We start from the raw sequence: 18,555 nt of genomic DNA on the forward strand, positions 1-18,555 counted from the left end.
GGGCGTGGATCGGGGCGTATGGGCGCGGCTGGGGGCCGCGGAGCTGTTGCCGTCCCTGGTGCTGCGGGACGGCGCCTGGCGGGCGGAGATCTTCGAGGTGCGGCGCCAAGTGGATACGCTGATCGGCGAGTTGGCCGTCCGCCGGGCGACCGCGCGGGACGTCGCGGCGCTACGCCAGCAGGTCGCCGCGGTGCGGGTCGGCAGCGACGCCGGCCAGGTGCAGCTCGCCGACGCCGAGTTCCACCGCACCCTGGCCCGCGCCACCGGCAACCGCGTCTATCTGCTCATGACGAACACCCTGCTCGGCGGCCACCTCCCGGTCCGCCAGGCGCTCGCCCGGCCGTTCCAGGACGCCGCTGCCGCCGCGGACCGCCTCCACCCGCTGGCGGAGGCGGTGGCCGCGGGGACGCGGACGCCGCCCGCCGGGCCCTGGAGGCCTACATGACCGACACCGAAGGCCTCATGCGTGCCACGGACGGATAGCGGCAGGGCCGGGAGCCCTGACCGCGGACCGGCCGGGAGGGGTGTCCGGAACGCAGACCCGGCGGGACGGTGCGGAACCGGCCTAGGAGTCGACGGCCCAGGCGCCGGTGACCCCGGCGTCGGCCTGCCCGGTGTCCTGGGCCGGAATACAGGCGTCCGCCCACCCTTGTACCGTCGGCTCCTCCAGCGAGTCGACCCACCAGTCGGCCAGCGCCTGTTCCTTCTCGCCGGGCTGTGCGCCGACCCCGAGCACCCGCATGCCGGCGGCCGCGGCGGCCTGCACGCCGCAGTGGGAGTCCTCGACGGCCAGGGCGTCCCCCGGATCGACTCCGCAGAGCCGGGCGGCCGTGACGTACACGTCGGGGTGCGGTTTGGGCCTGATGGCGGCGTCGGGCACCACGATGTGGCGGAAGCACTCCCGGAGTCCGGCCATGTCCAGGCACGACTCGACGACTTCCAGCGGGCAGTTGCTGGCCACCGCCAGCGGCGCGAACTGCACGGCCGAATGCACCAGTTCCGGCGCACCGGGCATGGTGGTGGGGTTGGCCGCCACGAGCTCGCGGAAGCGGTCGAGCAGGGTGTCCGTCATGTCCTTGGTCAGGTCGGGGCGGTCCGCCGCCTCGGCCATCAGGCGCCCGCATTCGGTGTAGTGCAGTCCCCGGGCCTGTTCGGAGAATTCGGCCGAGGGGGTGCAGCCGTATTCGCGCAGCACCATGTCGCGGGCGTCCACCCAGTGGCGTTCGGTGTCCATCAGGGTGCCGTCGCAGTCGAAGACCACGGCGGCGGGTGTCCAGGAGAAAAAGCGATGTGCGGTCATCCGGGTTTCCGTTCCGACAGGCCCGGAGCGGCGAATGACCGGTCGCGTGCGGGGCGAGGCAGCGTCGGATGACGGCCGCCGGGCACCGGGCGGGGGTTTCCGGCAGAGGGCAGCCACCGAGAAGGGGGAACCTGGTGCGCTCTGCAGCGGAAAATAACGATCGTTACGTTACGGACGGCAACTCGGCGTGGTCAATAGGCTCCTAATTGTCCATATTGTATGGTCCTATGAGTAACTCAGGGTTCCGTAGGCCGTCCGTGTGTCGCCCTGGGTGACACGGAAGACGCAGGTCGAGTCGTACTGCGTGCACAGCACCCGTGCCGGCGGGGCGAGTTCGGTGAACCGCACGGCCTTCATGCGCCCGGCGCGCGGCCGGCCCAGAGTGCCCCTGCTGCCGTAAGAGGCGGCCTGTCGCGCGGCCTCCAGGAGTGCCATGCCCGGCACATGGTCGGTCGGGTGGTCGAAGAGGAACGGGTGCAGCGGGTCGGCCGGCGAGAGGAGCAGCCGGCCCTCGGCGACGGCAAGGACCGCGTCCTGCGGGTGGTTCACCGACAGTTCCGCCGCCGACGGGCGGTACGCCGCTTCCGGGGCGGGGGTCACCATGCCGACGCGGGCCGACCTGCCGCGCAGGGCGCGGTACTGCGCGTCGCTGAGGAACCGCACGCCGCCGCCTCCCTGCCCGAAGGACAGCCCGCAGACGGTGAAGGCGGCGTCCAGGCGCAGGCCGGTGACGCGGCGGTCCGGATCGCGCCGCAGCGCGCTCACCCGCGCGCGGCAGGTGACCTCGGTCGCACCGGCGCGGGCCGGTGGCTCGTTGCCGGGCGCGAGGCGGAAGTACAGGTCGGCGATGACCGCGTGGCACGCCGCGGGAACGGCGTAGAAACGCAGTGGGATGTAGAGACCGAGCTGACGCAGCGTCTCCACGAGGATCAGCGGGCTGTGCCGCGGTGATCCGTCGCGGGGGAACGTCGCATGGGCACGCGGCCATGACGCGGCCGCGGCGAAGACATGGGGGGTATCCGTCCGCCGTACATCCGTAAGGAGGACCTCCGCCACGGAAGTCCGGTGCACCAGCTCCCGCTCGACGGTGCGGGACCAGCTGAGCGGCTCACTCTTTCCGGCGGTGCCAGCAGTTGAGGAACTCATACGACCAGGGAATATCGAAAATCGAACATGCGCACCTGTTCATTCCGGGTGGCGCAGCGCGATAGATTGCGGGCCGCCGGCACGAGAACGACATCTGAGGTGTACGTGCAGATCCGGGCGAAGACGACACGCAGGTTCCTTCTGGAGGCGGCGGCGGCCCTGTTCGACGAGCGAGGGTACGCCGGCACCAGCATCAGCGATATCAGCGCACATTCCGGCCGCACCAGCGGGGCGATCTATTTCCATTTCGCCAGCAAGGAGAAGCTCGCCCTCGCCATTGTCGAGGAGCATTTCGCCACCTGGCCGCAATTGATCACCCGGTACCGGAAGCCCGGCCTGCCCGCCCTGGAGAGACTCGTCGGACTGAGCTTCGACGTGGCCCGGGCATTCCGTGACGACATCGTCGTACGCGCCGGATCCCGCCTCTGGGCCGAACGCAAGGCCATCGAAACCGAGCTTCCCGCCCCGTTCCTCGACTGGATCGACGCGGTCACCCGACTCCTCGAAGAAGCCGGCGACAACGGCGAACTCGCCGCCGGTGTGCCGCCCGCCGCCACCGCGCACAGCGTCGTCTGTGCCTTCTTCGGGCTGCACACCGTCTCCGACGCCCTGGAGGGGCGCCGGCACATCGAGGCCCATCTGCACGACCTGTGGCTGCTGCTGCTCCGCGGCCTCCAGGCGGAACCGGACCCCGCAGGTCTGCTCGACCGGGTACGCCGACGGGCCCGTACCGGCAGGCCGGCACCCGAACCGGCATAGCCGCGCCGGCCACGGCATACTGCGAGCCCGTCGCACCTCCCGCTTTCCGCGCCCCCAGCCATGACCGAGGTGCAATTTATTGCATGACATCAGCAGTTAGTTGCACCAACAGTGCGCTTATGTCTATCGTCTCGAAGCGGGGCCGTCGAAAGATGGCCATAGGGGGACGACCAGTGACCGTCATAGCTTCTGCGGCCAAGCCGGATACGGCTGTTGCCGCATGCCGAACCACGACGGGGGACCCGCATGGCGGCTGATCGCAGCAGTTACCTCTCCGGCAGTCGCCGAGAGCGAATTCCTTTCCTCGTCGCCCAGGGAAAGCCGGCGCAGGACACGGCATTGCACACGCTCGTACCGGTCGCCGCGCACAAAGGGGCAACGGGCGCTCAGGAAGCGCCGTTCGGTATAGGCGCCGCCTGGCAACTCGGGGAAAGCCTCTACACGCAGGTGCAGGACAATTCCACCGGGCGGCTGGCCGTATTCGCCACGCGCGGCTCCGGGCACATAGAGCGCGTCACCGGCTACACCTGGAACGTCGGCCCCGTCTGGCGGCTGCTCACCGGACCGGCTGCGCCGCGTGATCTGTGGTCCCAACTGCGCTACGAACACTTCCTCCGGCACTCTCCCGTGGCGGATCACGTCCCGGAGTGTGCACATCACTGCGGTGGCCGTCCGGAGGACGGTGCGCCCTCCCCGGCCGCCGCCGACGACTCCCCGTGCGACGAGACGCCGGCGCAGCCGTGGCCCGGGGCCGGTGATCCACTCGAAGAGCTCTGGGAGGAGTCGTGCCCGAAGGGGTCGGCAGCCCAACGGCTCCAGGAGGGAGCGGAGTTGCTGCGCCGGCGCGTGGCCCACCTGCTGGCCGACTGCCCGGTTCCTCCGCTGCAGGAGCGTCCGCACGCCGAGCACCTCGACGCTGAACTCGCCGGCCAACTCCTGCGGGCCTACGACGCCTTGCGGGGTGCGCTGGCGCTGCACTGCCCGTGGCAGAGCGGCTGGCTCGGCTCCTGGGCCTATGGCATCGCCGAGGAACTGGTCTGGCGCAGCCGCCTGGGAGCCGCCCGCAGCGAGGCCGAACGGACCGCGCGGGAGTCGATGGCGGTGGAATCCGCCCTGTCGTCCCCGTGGCCGTTGCCGGCCCCGCACATCTGCCCCGGCCCGCACACCGTGCACGACGAGGTCCCGGGCAGCTGACCGGTCGCCCGATTCGGCCATGAGGCCGCTCCGTTCCGGCCAAACCGGATTCCGACGGGCCAGATTCCCGCAGCCGAGGCCGGGCGTCCCGTCCCGCGTACGCAGGTCAACGGTGCCGCGTACCCTGCACCAGGGGGCACTGTGCCGCGTGCGACCCTTTAGTGCACACGCCACGGAGGGACAAGGTTGGACCGCCACGAACTCGCCAGGGCGGCAGGCACGTCCGCCGGTCCGGACGGGGCCGCGCACGCCGCCAAGACCGCCATCGCCCGCAGGCTCCGGCACATCCGCCACCACCACCCCGAAGGCCCCTTCACCCTGGCCCGGTTGGCGGAACTCGCCGGGGTCTCGAAGCGCACCCTGGCCGCTGCCGAATCCGCGGACGGAACCAACCTGACCGTGGAGACCCTCGTCAAGGTGGCCCACAGTCTCGGCGTCTCCCGGGTGGCCTACTTCCTCGACGAGCAGGTCTTCGACGACGTCAACTCCGAGCTGGAGCTGCTCAGGAAGATGCGCACCCATCGCGTGGAGAGCGTGGCGCTGCGGCAGACGGGCCCCGCCGCCCCCGACTCCTCGCTGACCGAACTGAGCCATCTCATCACCCGGTTGGTCAGCACCGCCGAGGCGGCCCGGGCGACCCTGGAGGACCTGCCGGGGCAGGGCCGCAACGACCGCTCGCCGCAGTGATGGTGATGCGCTGGCGGCACAAAGACACAGACCCGCAGGCGACGCGGCTGCGCGAACAGTGCGAACGGCGGGTCGACGCCCTGGGGCTGCCCACGCACACGAAGCTGTCCGTCGACGACCTGTGCGCACACCTCAGTCGGGGGTCCGGACGGCCCATCCAGCTCCTGCCCTGCCCGCTGCCGCTGGGCAGCCCCGACGGCCTCTGGGTCTCCACCGCGAGCACGGAGTACGTCGTCTACGAGCAGCGGCTCGCGCCGGTGCACCAGCAGCAGGTCATCCTGCACGAGCTGGGCCACCTCATCTGCGACCACGAGTCGAGCCCGGTCCTCACCCCCGAGGCCTCCCGGCTCCTGCTGCCCTCGCTCGACCCCGCTCTGATCCGCCGGACGCTGGGGCGCGAACACGCCCGGTCATGGGCGGAGACCGAAGCCGAGTACGTCGGCTCGCTGATCGGGCGCCGGATCGGGAGCTGGACCGCCGGCCACGTCCGGCCCGTCCCACCCGCGATGCAAGAGCTGGTCTCCCGGCTCGGTGCGCTGGACAACCCCGCCTTCCGAGGAAGCAATGAATAGCGTTCTCTACCCCTTGTGTGCTGCCGTCGCCTGCCTGGCGCTGCTGTACAAACTGCGCGTGCTGCGCACGGACCGCTCCGTGACACAGGTCGCGCTGCTGGCCAACTTCTTCTTCCTGTTCGTCACCTATACCGTCTCCACCCCTGCGGTCTGGGCGGCGACCAGCAGCGCCGTCGGCATCGTCAACTTCTCCGGGTTGCTGTCGCAGAGCTGCGTCATCCTGCTGACGGCGTGCCAGCAGATCGTGCTGCTCCACCTCAGCCATGAAGCCCCGGTCGCCTGGCGCAAGGCCCGCCCCCGGCTGATCGGACTCGGACTCGTCCTCGCCGCCATGGTCGCGCTGTTCACCGTGGCCACCAGCCGCGGGGAGAAGCCCGACGACTTCGCCATCGACAGCGCCCAGTACTACCCCGCCTACCTCGCCCTCTACCTGCTCGCCTACGCCGCGAACCAGGTCGATGTGGGCGTCCTCGGCTGGAGCTACGCCAGGATCGCGCCGCAGCCCTGGATGCGTCGCGGGCTGTATCTCATCGCCGCGACGCTGCCCTTCGCCCTCATCTACACCGGATGCCGGGCCGCCGACATCGTTGCCGCCCAGTTCGGCGTCGGCGGGCAGGCCTGGGAGCCGGTGGCCCAGGTCGCCGTCACCATCGCGACCCTCAGCAAGACACTGGGCTGGATCCTGCCCGACTGGGGCCGCCATCTCAGCGCGCTGTGGCAGCGGTTCACCGACTACCGCGCCTTCCGGGAGCTGGGCCCGCTGCACCGCGAGGTCACCTCCCAGATTCCCGAACCGGTGCTGCACCTCGAACCGGACACGGATCTGCGGACCCGGCTCTACCGCCGGCTCGTCGAGATCCGCGACGCCCAATGGGCGCTCCGCGTCTGGATCCCGGCCGACGTGGCCGACGCCGCCGAAGAGCGCGCCCGGGCGGCCGGTCTGGCCGGCACCGACCTGGCGGCCACCGTCGAAGCCGCCCAGCTCAGGGCCGCACTGGAGGCGCGGGCCGCGCAACGGCGGCCCGCCGTCCACCCGCCCACGCCCCGCGTGGCGGAGCCCCAGGACCTCGCAGCCGAACTCGCCTTCCAGCGCAAACTGGCGCGCGCATTCACCACGTCCCCGATCGTCCGAGCCGCGGCCGCCCAGCCCGCCGCCGGCCCGGCAACCCAGGAACGCACATGAACCGGCAGACCCCGGCACCGACCCTCAGCAGCCCCTTCGACCAGGAATTCTTCCAGGACCCCTACCCCACCTACGCCCGGCTGCGCAGCGAAGGGCCGGTGCACCGGATCGCGCTGCCCGACGGGTCCCCCGTCTGGCTCGTCACCCGGGAGCGCGACGTGCGGGCCGGGCTCACCGACCCACGGCTGTCGGTGAACAAGGCCCATTCCACGAACGGTTACCAGGGGTTCTCCCTGCCGCCCGCGCTGGACGCCAACCTCCTCAACATCGACCCGGCCGATCACCTGCGGCTGCGCCGGCTGGTCTCGAAGGGCTTCACCCCACGGCACGTCGAGCAGCTCCGCGAGCGGGTTGCCGCCGCGGCCGGTCAATTCGCCGACCGGCTGGCCGAGTTGGGGCAGGCCGACCTGGTCGCGACCTTCGCCAACCCCCTGCCCCTGGTCATCATCGGGGACCTGCTGGCCGTGCCCGAGGCGGACAGCCGGACGTTCTCCGGATGGGTCGCCGCCATGTTCGCCCCCGAGTACCCGGGGCACACCGCCGAAGCGATCGGACACATCCACCGCTACCTCCTGGACCTCATCTCCTCCCGTCGCGCCCACCCCGCGGACGACCTGCTGTCCTCCCTGATCGCCGCCCGCGACGACGGGTCCCGGCTCAGCGAGGACGAACTGGTCTCACTGGCCTTCCTGATCCTCATGGCGGGCAGCGAGAACACCCAGCACCTGATCAGCGGCGGCCTGCTCACCCTGCTCCGCCATCCCGACCAGCTGACCACCCTGCGCGCCCGCCCCGAGCTGATGCCCGAGGCCGTCGAGGAGCTGTTCCGCTTCGCCCATCCCAACCAGATGGCCATCCGGCGCTTCCCCACCGAACCCGTCGAGATCGGCGGCGTACGGATACCGACGGGCGACACCGTGCTGCTCGCGCTCGCGTCCGCCCACCGGGACCCGTCCCGCTACCCGGAACCGGACCGCTTCGACCTCCACCGGACCGACAAGACCCATCTCGCGCTCGGCCACGGCGTCCACTACTGCCTGGGCGCCGCCCTGGCCCGGCTGGAAATCCGCACCGCGCTGAGCACCCTGCTCGACAGGTTCCCGGGGCTGCGGCTCGCCGTGCCGGACGAGCAGCTGGAGTGGCGCGCATCGTTCCGCTCGCACGCACTCAAGCAACTTCCGGTAGCCGTCGGGTAGGCCGCCGTGCCCCGGAGGGCGATCCTTGACCAGCGAAAAAGGATGCGATTGCCTGGGGCCACGGGAAGTTGATCCGGAACGGATCCGGATCGCGGTCCGCTCCCGGGGCGGTGGGGGAGGACCGCGGCTGCCGCGCGGGACGCCGGGTCCCCACACCACTGCCCACCCCCCCACAAAGGATGCAGCCCGAGTATGACGAACCACACACACGAGCCCGCTGTGCGCAGGAGCCGCACCCGGATAGCGGCCACCGCCGCGGCGGCGACGGCTGCGGCACTCGCCGCGTCGCTGCTCGCCGGCTGCTCGGCCGGGGACCAGAAGGACGCCAAGAGCCCCGGGCCGGGGGCGTCCGCGCCGCACAAGAGCAAGGCCCCCTCCCCGAAGGCGCCCCCGCACGCTCCGTCCACCCCCGCCCCGGCGCCCGGCATTTTCGCGCCGTACGTCGACACCTCGCTCCGGCCCTCCTACGACCTCCTCAAGGGCGCCCGGGAGACCGGTGTGAAGGAGTACAACCTGGCGTTCGTCTCGCCGGGAGACGGCTGTGTGCCCAAGTGGGGCGGACGGCAGGACCTGGCCGCCAACCCGGTGGCCCGGCAGGCGGACCGACTGCGCTCCCAGGGGGGCGAGGTGCGGATCTCCTTCGGCGGCCAGAGCGGTAACGAACTGGCCCGGGTCTGCGGCTCGGTGGACAAGCTGGTCGACGCCTACCGCAAGGTCATCGACGCCTACCACCTGACGAAGGCCGACTTCGACATCGAGGGCCCCGCCCTGACGGACACCAAGGCCAACGACCTGCGCGCCCGGGCGATCGCCCGGCTCCAGCGGAGCCGGAAGCTGGATGTCTCCTTCACGCTGCCGGTGATCCCCTCCGGCCTGAACCGGGACTCCCTCGCGGTGCTGAACAGCGCGAAGAAGAACGGCGTCCGGGTCTCCGCCGTGAACATCATGGCCATGGACTACGGCACCTACTACGACGGCGACATGGGCAAGTACGCCATCGACGCCGCCACCGCCACCCACCGGCAGCTCAAGACGGTGCTGGGCATCCACGGCGAGGCCGCGGCCTGGAAAACGGTCGGGGTCACGCCGATGATCGGGGTGAACGACGTCAAGGGCGAGGTCTTCCGGCCCGACGACGCGGCCGAACTCAAGGCGTTCGCCGAGAAGAAGGGGCTCGGCCGGCTGTCGATGTGGTCCCTCACCCGCGACAAGCCCTGCCCGGAAGGCGCGAACATCAAGGCACAGGCGACCTGTTCCAGCATCGGGAAGAACTCCAACGAGTTCGTACGGGCCTTCACCGGCTGACGAGTGCTGCCGTGGTCATGTTCTTCGCCCGGCATCTCGGCCGCGCGGTCACGTCACCGGCCTGACCTGACGGTATCGGCGCCCGGCCACCGGTCGGGCGCCGATACGGCTGCTCCGGGACGGCCCCAGGCCCTAGACATGCCAGCTGACGGTCCCGTCGGCCGCGGTCAGGACGACGAGTAACACGAGGTCGAGCACGCCGAACGCCAGGCCCAGCCAGGCGCGCAGACGGCGGATCGTGCCCCGGGAGAGCGCCAGGATGCCGAACAGGACGGCGCACGGGCCGAAGAAGACATTGAAGATCACGCTCCCCAACAGACCGCAGACGAAGGCGGCGACGGCCATCCGGTCGGCCTGCGGACGGGGGCCGGTCTTCAGCGGGATCCAGGTCGATGTCATCGCGAGGCTCCCTTCATGCCGCTCTTACGGCGTTCCCGCAGGAAGAACACCGTGAGCCAGGCCGTGATGGCGATCCCACCCACCACGGTGACGGACACCGGGACATGGCCTGCGGTCCCGAGCAGCGCACCGAAGAGGAAGAGGGCGACAACCAGGAAGAGCATGCTGTGCCTTTCGTGCGAAGGCCGGTGCATGCCGCAGCCGGCCTGAGCGGGCACCTGCCGCTCCGTTGCGGCGGCTTGCGTGAAGCCTGGTACCCGCATCTCGCACACCTATGGGCGCGTTCCGCCTTCCACGGCCTCGGGGGCGGGCCGGGGCGCGCGCCGGTAGTGGTCGAGCTGTGTGATGCCGTTGTAGCCGTAGCTCTCGGGGTGGAGTTCGTACAGCGCGACCCCGGCGACCGGAGGCAGCACGCCCAGGGTCTCCCGCAGCAGCGCGTAGGCCCCGGTGATGAACCGCCCCTTCTCGTCGGCGCTGTTGGTGCCCGCGGTGATGCTCACCTCCACATGCGCGCCGGTGGCCTCCCGGACGGGGCGTCCGGCGACGAAGAAGTGGCCGGCCGGGGCCGGGTGCACATGGACCGTGGTGCGGGCGGCGGACTTTCCGAGGGCGGAGACGGCCAGGTCCGTCAGGCCTTCCGCGAGCGCCTGCCGGCGGGCGGGCGCAAGGTTCGGGTCGGAGACGGTGACGCGGATGTACGGCACGGGGCGACGCCTTTCCAGAAGGGGGAGTGGATGCTCATGACCCTTTCCGGTCAGGGAGGATGAGTCCAACGCGGAGGGTTGATGGGCTCATGAGGGAGCCTCATGACGAGGGGTGGGGAGGCAGCGTGGCGCTGAATCTGCCGCAGTTGCGCGCGTTCGTCGCGGTCGTCGACGCGGGCGGGTTCGGTACCGCGGCGGTGGACCTGGGGCTGAGCCAGTCGGCGGTCTCGCACGCCGTCGCCTCGTTGGAGCGCACCCTCGCCGGCCTGCTGTTGGTCCGCTCGACTCCCGTACGCACCACGGCCCTTGGCGATGCGGTCCTCTCCCACGCCCGCTCGGCGCTCGCGGCGGCGGACGCGGTCGTCGACGCCGCGGCCCGGCACACCGCGACGGCGGGCGGCACGGTGCGCCTCGCCGCCACCCCCACGGTCTGCCAGGGACTGCTGCCCTCGCTGCTGCGCCACTGGTCCGAGCGGCTGCCGGCCCTCCACATCCGGGTTTTCGAAGGCAGCGGCGAGGAGACCGAGGACTGGCTCGCGAGCGCGGCGGCGGACGCCGCCGTCGTGGTCGACCCGCCCCCGGTCGCCGGCCGGGAAGACCCCCGTGCCGGCAGCGGCGCGCTGCTGGCGACCGACCCCTTCCTCGCTCTGCTCCCGCAGGACCACCCCCTGGCGGGTGAGGAGACCGTCCATGTCGCGGACCTCGCGGACGACCCGCTGATCCTCTCGCCGAACGGCTGTGAGCGGCACATCCGCACCCTCCACCGACTGGCGGGGGAGGAGTACACCCCGGCCCATCGCGTACAGGACCTCGGCACGCTCATCAGCATGGTCCAGGCCGGCCTCGGCGTCTCGATCCAGCCGGAGGTCTCCCGTCCGCTGGTCCCGGACGACCTCGTCCTGGTGCCGATCACCCCGCACCACAGCAGGAACCTGGTCCTGTGCGGCCCGCAGAACCGTCCCTGGCAGCCGGCGGTGCGGACCCTCGTGGACTCCGTGGCGCAGCTGCCGACGGGGGCGAGCGGTCTCGTCTGACTGTGCCCGGGTGAGGCGCCGGGGCAGCCACGTACCCCGGTCGGCCACCGCCGCCAACGGACGGCGCACGCACCGGTGTTGAGCCGGGCGGGCGCTTACCTCCCCCAGATCTTCAGATAGGCCGCGCGGTATCCGGGCGGGTCCCACGTCGTGGCGCCGCCGCTGTTGGCGGCCGTGGAGATGTGCACGGGGGAGACGTATCCGCTGGCGGGCCGGCCGGAGAAGGAGCGGTTGAATTCGTCGAGGATCTGCCAGCCCTGCTGGGCGAAGGGTTCGGGAACGGTGGCCGCCTGGAACTCCCTGCTGTTGATGCGCTGGAAGGCGGACGGATCGCCGTCGCCCGCACCGATGTTGAAGGGGGCGCCGCCGCCCTTCTTGCGTGCGGCCCGCAGTGCCGGGGCGGCATCGGCGAAGTACACGTCGTTGATGGCGACGGAGTGGGTCCAGCGGTCCCGGAAGCGGGAGAGCAGCGAGGAGGCTTCCTGGGGGGTCCGGCTGCTGGTGTCCGAGATCGGGATGTTCTCCTCGGCCAGCAGCCGCACGCCGGAGCAGGTGGCCAGCGCCTTCTTGATCAGCTCGGACTTGTTCCTGGCGAACGGGATCGAGGCATCGGTGAACACGACGACCCCGGCGTGGCCGTGGGAGTGCGCGATGATCCAGTCCGCGCTGATCTTCGCGACGTCCTGGACCCGGGTGGTGACGTTGCTGAAGAGCTTGGGCTCCTTGCTCGGGCCGGGGGCGTCGACGGCGTGCCAGCCGATGAGCGGGATGTGTGCCGCGTTGGCCTTCGCCACCTGCTGCGACGTCAGATGCGGGTCGAAGCCGCCGATGACGATGCCCGAGGGCCGCAGGGTGATGGCCTGGCTGAAGGCCGCCTGGATCCCGGCCGGGGTGCCCTGGCCGTCGATCACCCGGACGTTCCAGCCGATGGCCTTCGCGGCCTCCTGCACGCCCTTGGCGGCACCGGCGACGCCGGGGTTGTTCATGGTCTGCGCGACATAGACGATCCGCTTGCCGGACACCGCCCGGGGGCCGGTGGTGGGGCCGTCCCATGCGGAGTGGGTCGTCATGGCCCGCTCAACGGCCGTCCGGGCACCGGCCAGGACGGTGGGGCAGCCGGTCCGTGCCGGCCCCGGCGAGGAGGACCCGCCGCCGGTCGAGGTGCCGCGCTCGCAGCCGGTGAGCACGGTGAGCCAGGCGGCAACCACTGCCGGAACGACGGCGCCGGCGCGGGCGGTCCTGTGGTGCGAGGGCACGGGCACTCCTTGCGGAGGGGCGACAGGGGGGCAGCCGGCGGTCAAGGGGTGGTTTGCGGCACGTCATGGCGGGGCCGGGGAGGTGCCGCCCGCCCCCGGCGCAGCTGCCGGCGCGCGGCATAGCCGGCCATGCCGACGGCGATGAGCAGGGTCGCGCCGTTGAACAGCGGGGTGACCCAGAACTGGGCGCCGAGCTGACCGATGCCGGCCAGGCCGATGGCGAGGATGACGACGGCGACCAGGGTGCCCAGGGCGTTGGCGCGGCCGGGTCTGATCGCCGTGGAGCCGAGCAGCGCACCGACGAAGGCGGGCAGCAGGTAGTCCAGGCCGACGCTGGGGTTGCCGATGCGCTGCTGGGCGGCCAGCAGGACCCCGGCGATACCGACGACCAGACCCGATCCGGCGAAGGCGTAGATGACGTAGCGCCGGACGGGGATGCCCACCAGCTCGGCGGCGCGGGGGTTGGAGCCGATGACGTACAGGTACCGGCCCAGCGGCAGCCGTTCCAGGAGCAGCCACAGAACGGCGGTGAGGGCGAGGACGTAGCACGCGGAGACCGGCAGGCCGAGGAACCTGGAGTCGTAGAGGTCGGTGAAGGCCGCCGGCAGGCCCTGTGGCCCGGGGACGATCCGGGCGCCGTTGGTGATCCAGCCGGTGAGGGCGTACAGGATGCTGCCGGTGCCGAGGGTGGCGATAAACGAGTCGATCTTCGCGAATTCGACGACGACACCGTTGAAGGTGCCGACGACCGCCCCGCCCAGGACCACCACGAGGCAGGCCGGCGGCCACGGCCACCCTTCGTTGGCGATCAGCTGCATCGTCATGACGTGCGCGAGGCCGAGCCCGTAGCCGATGGACAGGTCGAAGTTCGCGGTGACGATGGGGATCATCGCGCCGAGCGCGAGGACGGCGGGGATCGACTGGTTGGACAGGACCTCGGAGATGTTGTCCAGGGTGGGAAAGGTGTCCGGCAGCGCCAGGGAGAAGGCCAGGAACAGCAGGACGGTGAGGGCCAGGAGACCGTAGGCACCGAGGAGGTGCCCCCACCGGCGGCCCAGCGGGGGCCGGGAGAAGGGCGGCATCGTCACCCCGTCCCGGTGAGTGCGGGCATGGCCGAGGAGGCGCGGGCGAGTCCGGCGGCCGTGAGACCTTCGCCGCTCAACTGCACGGTCACCGCCCCGCGGACGAACACCAGGGCCCGATGGCACACGTCGGCGACCTCCTCGAAGTCGGTGGAGAGGAGGAGGACCGCGAGGCCGTCGGCCAGCGCCTCCTGGAGCAGGCGGTAGAGCGCCGTCTTGGCACCGACGTCCACCCCGGCGGTCGGCTCTTCGAGGATCAGCAGGCGCCGGTGCATCCCGAGCCACCGGCCGACCAAGACCTTCTGCTGGCTCCCCCCGGACAGGGTCGCGATCGGTGCCTCGGTGTCGCTGGGGGACACCGAGAACCGCTCGACCAGGGCGGCGGCTTCGGCGCGCTCCCGCCGGGGGCCGGTCCAGCGGAACGCCGGCACCCCGCCCGCCCGGGGGTTGGCCAGGAAGTTCTCCCGCACGGTCAGTTCGGCGGCGCAGCCCTCTTCCTGACGGTTGCTGGTCACCAGGCCCACGCCGGCGGCGACCGCGGCGGCGACCGTGTCCGGTGCGTACGGGCGCCCGTCGAGCAGGGCGCGTCCGCCGAGGAGGTGCCCGGCGCCGGCGAGGGCGCGGCCCAACTCCATGTGCCCGGCGCCGGTGAGGCCCACCATGCCGAGGATCTCCCCGGTGCGCAGTTCCAGGCTGACCGGTGCGGTGTTCTCGGTCCGTACCCGGTCCAGGCTCAGGACGGCCGGGCCCGCGGCGGGTGCGAACCGGTAGCCGCCCGGTGCGTGGCCCACGATGTCGTGCACCAGCCGGGCCGGGGAGTAACCGGCGAGCGGGCCCTGGCCGATGAGGCGGCCGTCGCGCAGCACGGCGAAGACATCGGCGACCTTGTACACCTCGTCGATCCGGTGGGTGACGTAGACCAGAGCGTGGCCCTGGTCGCGCAGGGTGTGCAGGACGTCGAAGAGCCGGGCGCAGTCCGCTGCCGGGAGGCTGGCGGTCGGCTCGTCGAGGACGATGAGCGCGGCCCGGGTGGACAGTGCGCGGGCGATGGCGACCAGGGAGCGTTCGGCGCGCGGGAGGTCGGTGAGGGGCGTGCCCGGGTCGAGATGCGCGGCGACGATGTCCAGGGCAGCGGTGGCCTGCCGGCGGGTCCGCCGCCAGGAGAGCAGCCCCGCGCGGCGGGGGTACCCGGCGCCCAGGGCGATGTTCTCGGCGACCGTCATCCACTCGACCAGTCCCAGGTCCTGGTGGATGAAGGACATGGCGCGGGCGGCCGCTTCGGTGCCGAGCGGGTGCCCGGCGACCGTCACCTCGCCCTCGTCCGCGTGGTGGACGCCCGCGAGCACCTTGATGAGGGTGGACTTCCCCGCGCCGTTGGGACCGAGCAGGGCGAGGATCCGGCCGGGACGGATGTCGAGGTCGACGCCGTCGAGTGCGAGGGTGCCGCCGAACCGTTTGCTGAGACCGCGTACGCGGACTAGGGGCTCCGGGGCACCGCGCGGGGGAGGGCTGCTGTCTGGAGCGTCATGCACGGACTTCTCCGGGGGTCGGCCTCGTGGTTCTTCCTGCTTGTCCCGACTGGCCGGTCCGCGCTGCGGGGCGCTCGGCGGCGGTGCGGGCGGCGCGTGGGGTGAATCCGCGGTGCACCGTTTCGTGCCGGTATCTGCAATTCCGTCATGGTACGGCCCGCTGGGGCTTGGCGGCCGTATGGGGCACTAGAGGGCGGGGATGTCGTCGAAATACCTCTCGGTGGCGTCGGACTGTCCTCCAGGGGCCTCCAGGGCGCACTCGGCCCAGATGACCTTGCCGTCGGCGGTGTAGCGGGTGCCCCACGCCTGGGCGAGTTGGGCGACGAGGAACAGGCCGCGGCCGCCCTCGTCGGTGCTGGCCGCGTGGCGCAGATGCGGGGCGGTGCTGCTGGTGTCGGAGACTTCGCAGATCAGCGTGCGGTCGTGGAGCAGGCGGACCTGGATGGGGCCGTTGCCGTAGCGGATGGCATTGGTGACCAGCTCGCTGAGCAGGAGTTCGGTGGCGAAGACGACCTCCTCCAGTCCCCATGCGGCCAGTTGGCGCGTCACGGCGGCGCGGATGCCGGAGACCAGCGACGGGTCGGCGGGCAGCTCCCAGGTGGCGATCCGCCGGGGGTCCAGTGCGTGGGTGCGGGCGACGAGCAGGGCGATGTCGTCGTCGGGGTGCTCGGGCACCACCGTCCGGACCACTTCCGCGCAGGTGTCCTCGGGCGACCGGCTCGGGTGAGCCAGGGCCCGGCGCAGCTGGTCGAGGGCCGTATCGACGTCGCGCCGGCGGTTACCGATGAGCCCGTCGGTGTACAGGACGAGCCGGCTGCCTTCGGGGAGGTGGAAGGTGGCGGTCTCGAAGGGCAGACCGCCCAGGCCCAGGGGCGGGCCGGCGGGCAGGTCGGGGAAGGTGACGGTGCCGTCGGGGCGGACCAGCGCGGGCGGGGGGTGGCCGGACCGGGCCATCACACACACCTGCGAGGTGGGGTCGTAAATGGCGTACAGGCAGCTGGCACCGATGATGCCGGTGCTGTCGCAGGAGCCGTCCTCGGTGCCTTCGTCCCGGTCGAGGCGTCCGACGAGATTGTCGAGGTGGGTGAGGACTTCGTCCGGAGGGAGGTCCAGTTCGGCGAAGTTGCGCGCGGCGGTGCGCAGCCGGCCCATGGTCGCGGCGGCGTGCAGCCCGTGGCCGACGACATCCCCGACGACGAGGGCGACGCGGGTGCCGGAGAGCGGAATGACGTCGAACCAGTCGCCGCCGACCCCGGATGCGGCCGGCAGATAGCGGTGGGCGACCTCGACGGCGCTCTGTTCGGGGAAGCGCTGCGGCAGCAGGCTGCGCTGCAGGGCGAGGACCACGGTGTGTTCGCGGGTGAAGCGGCGGGCGTTGTCGATGCAGATGGCGGCGCGGGTGGCGAGCTCCTGGGCCAGCGAACGGTCGTCGTCTCCGAAGGGGGCGGGGTCCTGCGAGCGGTAGAAGCTGGCGATGCCCAGCGCGATGCCGCGGGCGAGGAGGGGCACGGCGATCAGGGAGTGGATGCCGTGATCGAGGATGTGCCGGGCGTGTGCGGCGTCCTGGGCGATCCAGTCCGGGGCGGCCGTCAGATCGGGTTCCAGGATGGGCTGACGGTCGATCAGGCACCGGATCTGCGGGGTGGTCGGGCGCAGGGCGACCCGATCACCGGCAGGGTAGAAGGGGCAGTGCGCGCGGATGCCGTGCACCACCGTGCGGTGCAGGCCGGTTTGCAGGTCGGTCGGCTCCTCGCCGCGCAGCACCGCCTCGGGAAGGTCGATGGTGACGTAGTCGGCCAGCCGCGGGACGGCCATCTCGGCGAGTTCCCGGGCGGTACGGCTCACGTCCAGGGTGGTGCCGATCCGGGTGCTCGCCTCGGACAGCAGCTCCAGCCGGCGCCGGGCCGCCACGGCGTACGAGCCCACCCCGGGCTCGCCGATCAGCACCACCCCGCCGGTGGCACCGCCGGTGTCCGGTCCGGTGGTGCCCAGCGTGTCCGGCGGGCGGGCCGTCGTGACCGGCCGGCCGGGTTCGGGGGCGTAGAGGTGTCCGGGCGGCGGAACGGCAGGGGCGGGGGCCGGCGGCGCCGGGGCGCCGGGCGGGGCGTCGGCCGGGGCGCCGGCTTCGGCGAGGACGGCGAGGTGCCGATGCGGCGTGGGGAGGACCGCCTCGATGACGATGCCCTCCAGGCCGGAGGGGCCGGTCACCGGGCGGCTCAGCAGGGTGGCTCGCCGGCCACCGGGCAGGAAGACCTCGACGGCGGCGCGCTGGGCGGAGGCGATCAGATCCGCGGCCTTCTCCTTGAGGATCATCTCGTCGCGCCAGTCCAGTCCGCTCCCGGCCGCCTCGCCGAGCTGACCGTTGCCCGTGGTCTCGCCGGCCGGGGCGCGGCTCCTGGCGTCGAGGTACGCCTGGAGCAGGGCACGTTCGCGCATCGAACTCTGGTCCAGCAGCCGCCGTTCGATGGCGCCGGCCGCCCGGCTGATCACGGTGTTCAGGCCCGCATCCGCCTCGGCGGGCGGGTAGCCGAAGCACAGGACGCCTTCAATGCGTCCGCTGAGCGGGTCCCGGACGGGAATGGCCGCACAGGCGTTGGTCTGCGAGCGTTCGGCGAAGTGCTCGGCGCCGTAGACGGTGATCAGCTGCCGCTCCGCCAGCGCCAGGCCGATACCGTTCGTCCCGCCGAACTGCTCGGCGAACACGAAGCCCGGGACGCTCTGGATCGCCGCCAGATGCCTGACCAGCGAGGCTTCGCCGAAGCGGCGTTGCAGCACCGCCCCGTGTCCATCGGCGAGGCACACGTTCATGTTTCTGCCCGTGAACCTGGCCTGGAGCCGGTCCAGCACGGGGCCGGCGGCACGGACGAGCCGGCCGTCCAGATCGAGGTCCTGACGGAAGGGAAGCTCGCATCCCTCCGGAGTGAGCCCCAGGGACCGGGAGCGCTGCCAGGAATTCAGGATCGGGCTGCGCACGGTTGTCCCCTCGACCGGCCCACCGTGAAGGAACTGGTCACGGGCGCGTGCGGGGCCGAAGTCGCCTGCCCCAAGCCCCATGCCGATCACCTGCCACATCGGTACGTGCTGCTATGGCCGCCCGTCGTCGGAGCAGCTGCACCGTCAGGTCTAATTGTAGAGCTTTGTACATATATCGGTAGCAAGTACGGAGGGGGAGGGGGCCCGGGCCGGTCGGTTCACGGAGAGACACCCCC

General features: G+C 71.7%; 18 protein-coding genes. 9 read left to right on the plus strand and 9 right to left on the minus strand.

All coding sequences use genetic code 11. The annotated features are described in order from the left end of the window. The first annotated feature begins 4 nt into the window (after nucleotides 1-4). Nucleotides 5-445 (plus strand): FadR/GntR family transcriptional regulator, encoded by a 441-nt coding sequence (locus tag BKA18_RS32925; RefSeq protein ID WP_366046401.1) that lies wholly within the window; start codon nucleotides 5-7, stop codon nucleotides 443-445. 120 nt (nucleotides 446-565) lie between these two features. On the opposite strand, the gene BKA18_RS32930 is transcribed toward BKA18_RS32925, so the two are convergent. Continuing rightward, the gene (locus BKA18_RS32930; protein WP_366046402.1) at nucleotides 566-1,300 is read right to left on the minus strand and encodes an HAD family hydrolase; all 735 of its coding nucleotides are present in this window, start codon (nucleotides 1,298-1,300) and stop codon (nucleotides 566-568) included. A gap of 225 nt (nucleotides 1,301-1,525) precedes the next feature. Continuing rightward, on the minus strand, nucleotides 1,526-2,446 hold the full coding sequence (locus BKA18_RS32935) for a ScbA/BarX family gamma-butyrolactone biosynthesis protein (protein WP_366046403.1): 921 nt from the start codon (nucleotides 2,444-2,446) through the stop codon (nucleotides 1,526-1,528). 99 nt (nucleotides 2,447-2,545) lie between these two features. Between BKA18_RS32935 and BKA18_RS32940 the strand changes: the two genes are divergently transcribed. The 7 genes from BKA18_RS32940 (at nucleotide 2,546) to BKA18_RS32970 (ending at nucleotide 9,342) form a co-directional block, all read left to right on the plus strand. Further along, on the plus strand, nucleotides 2,546-3,205 hold the full coding sequence (locus BKA18_RS32940; RefSeq protein WP_366046404.1) for a ScbR family autoregulator-binding transcription factor: 660 nt from the start codon (nucleotides 2,546-2,548) through the stop codon (nucleotides 3,203-3,205). A 246-nt stretch (nucleotides 3,206-3,451) separates the two neighbouring features. Next, nucleotides 3,452-4,399 (plus strand): hypothetical protein, encoded by a 948-nt coding sequence (locus tag BKA18_RS32945; protein ID WP_366046405.1) that lies wholly within the window; start codon nucleotides 3,452-3,454, stop codon nucleotides 4,397-4,399. Nucleotides 4,400-4,585: 186 nt separating this feature from the next. Continuing rightward, on the plus strand, nucleotides 4,586-5,086 hold the full coding sequence (locus BKA18_RS32950) for a helix-turn-helix domain-containing protein (RefSeq protein WP_006601755.1): 501 nt from the start codon (nucleotides 4,586-4,588) through the stop codon (nucleotides 5,084-5,086). Between the two features lie 5 nt (nucleotides 5,087-5,091). Further along, nucleotides 5,092-5,658: an ImmA/IrrE family metallo-endopeptidase gene (locus BKA18_RS32955; RefSeq protein WP_366046406.1), complete on the plus strand. Its 567-nt coding sequence runs from the start codon at nucleotides 5,092-5,094 to the stop codon at nucleotides 5,656-5,658. Further along, nucleotides 5,651-6,841 (plus strand): MAB_1171c family putative transporter, encoded by a 1,191-nt coding sequence (locus tag BKA18_RS32960; RefSeq protein ID WP_366046407.1) that lies wholly within the window; start codon nucleotides 5,651-5,653, stop codon nucleotides 6,839-6,841. The genes BKA18_RS32955 and BKA18_RS32960 overlap by 8 nt, the downstream gene beginning before the upstream one ends. Further along, nucleotides 6,838-8,037, plus strand: coding sequence for a cytochrome P450 family protein (locus tag BKA18_RS32965; protein ID WP_366046408.1), 1,200 nt, complete (start codon nucleotides 6,838-6,840; stop codon nucleotides 8,035-8,037). The genes BKA18_RS32960 and BKA18_RS32965 overlap by 4 nt, the downstream gene beginning before the upstream one ends. Before the next feature lie 192 nt (nucleotides 8,038-8,229). Then, on the plus strand, nucleotides 8,230-9,342 hold the full coding sequence (locus tag BKA18_RS32970; RefSeq protein ID WP_366046409.1) for a chitinase: 1,113 nt from the start codon (nucleotides 8,230-8,232) through the stop codon (nucleotides 9,340-9,342). Between the two features lie 132 nt (nucleotides 9,343-9,474). Here BKA18_RS32970 and BKA18_RS32975 read toward each other — a convergent pair whose 3' ends face one another. The 3 genes from BKA18_RS32975 to BKA18_RS32985 form a co-directional block, all read right to left on the minus strand. Next, a complete protein-coding gene (locus BKA18_RS32975; protein ID WP_366046410.1) occupies nucleotides 9,475-9,741 on the minus strand; it encodes a DUF4190 domain-containing protein in 267 nt (88 codons plus the stop codon). Then, nucleotides 9,738-9,905: a hypothetical protein gene (locus tag BKA18_RS32980; protein WP_040899613.1), complete on the minus strand. Its 168-nt coding sequence runs from the start codon at nucleotides 9,903-9,905 to the stop codon at nucleotides 9,738-9,740. The genes BKA18_RS32975 and BKA18_RS32980 overlap by 4 nt, the downstream gene beginning before the upstream one ends. Before the next feature lie 108 nt (nucleotides 9,906-10,013). After that, nucleotides 10,014-10,445, minus strand: coding sequence for a tautomerase family protein (locus tag BKA18_RS32985; RefSeq protein WP_366046411.1), 432 nt, complete (start codon nucleotides 10,443-10,445; stop codon nucleotides 10,014-10,016). 89 nt (nucleotides 10,446-10,534) lie between these two features. On the opposite strand from BKA18_RS32985, the gene BKA18_RS32990 reads away from it, so the two are divergent. Beyond that, nucleotides 10,535-11,479: a LysR family transcriptional regulator gene (locus tag BKA18_RS32990; protein ID WP_366046412.1), complete on the plus strand. Its 945-nt coding sequence runs from the start codon at nucleotides 10,535-10,537 to the stop codon at nucleotides 11,477-11,479. A gap of 95 nt (nucleotides 11,480-11,574) precedes the next feature. On the opposite strand, the gene BKA18_RS32995 is transcribed toward BKA18_RS32990, so the two are convergent. From BKA18_RS32995 to BKA18_RS33010, 4 genes are all read right to left on the minus strand, one after another. Next, nucleotides 11,575-12,735, minus strand: coding sequence for a substrate-binding domain-containing protein (locus tag BKA18_RS32995; protein ID WP_366046413.1), 1,161 nt, complete (start codon nucleotides 12,733-12,735; stop codon nucleotides 11,575-11,577). A 41-nt stretch (nucleotides 12,736-12,776) separates the two neighbouring features. Then, nucleotides 12,777-13,817, minus strand: a complete 1,041-nt coding sequence (locus BKA18_RS33000; protein WP_366046461.1) for an ABC transporter permease — start codon at nucleotides 13,815-13,817, stop codon at nucleotides 12,777-12,779. Nucleotides 13,818-13,819: 2 nt separating this feature from the next. After that, nucleotides 13,820-15,349: a sugar ABC transporter ATP-binding protein gene (locus BKA18_RS33005; RefSeq protein WP_366046414.1), complete on the minus strand. Its 1,530-nt coding sequence runs from the start codon at nucleotides 15,347-15,349 to the stop codon at nucleotides 13,820-13,822. Nucleotides 15,350-15,532: 183 nt separating this feature from the next. Then, nucleotides 15,533-18,418 carry a SpoIIE family protein phosphatase gene (locus BKA18_RS33010; RefSeq protein ID WP_366046415.1) on the minus strand — a complete coding sequence of 962 codons (2,886 nt, stop codon included), beginning with the start codon at nucleotides 18,416-18,418 and terminating at the stop codon, nucleotides 15,533-15,535. Between the last annotated feature and the right edge of the window lie 137 nt (nucleotides 18,419-18,555).

This window comes from Streptomyces auratus (assembly GCF_050433025.1).
Taxonomy (GTDB): domain Bacteria; phylum Actinomycetota; class Actinomycetes; order Streptomycetales; family Streptomycetaceae; genus Streptomyces; species Streptomyces sioyaensis.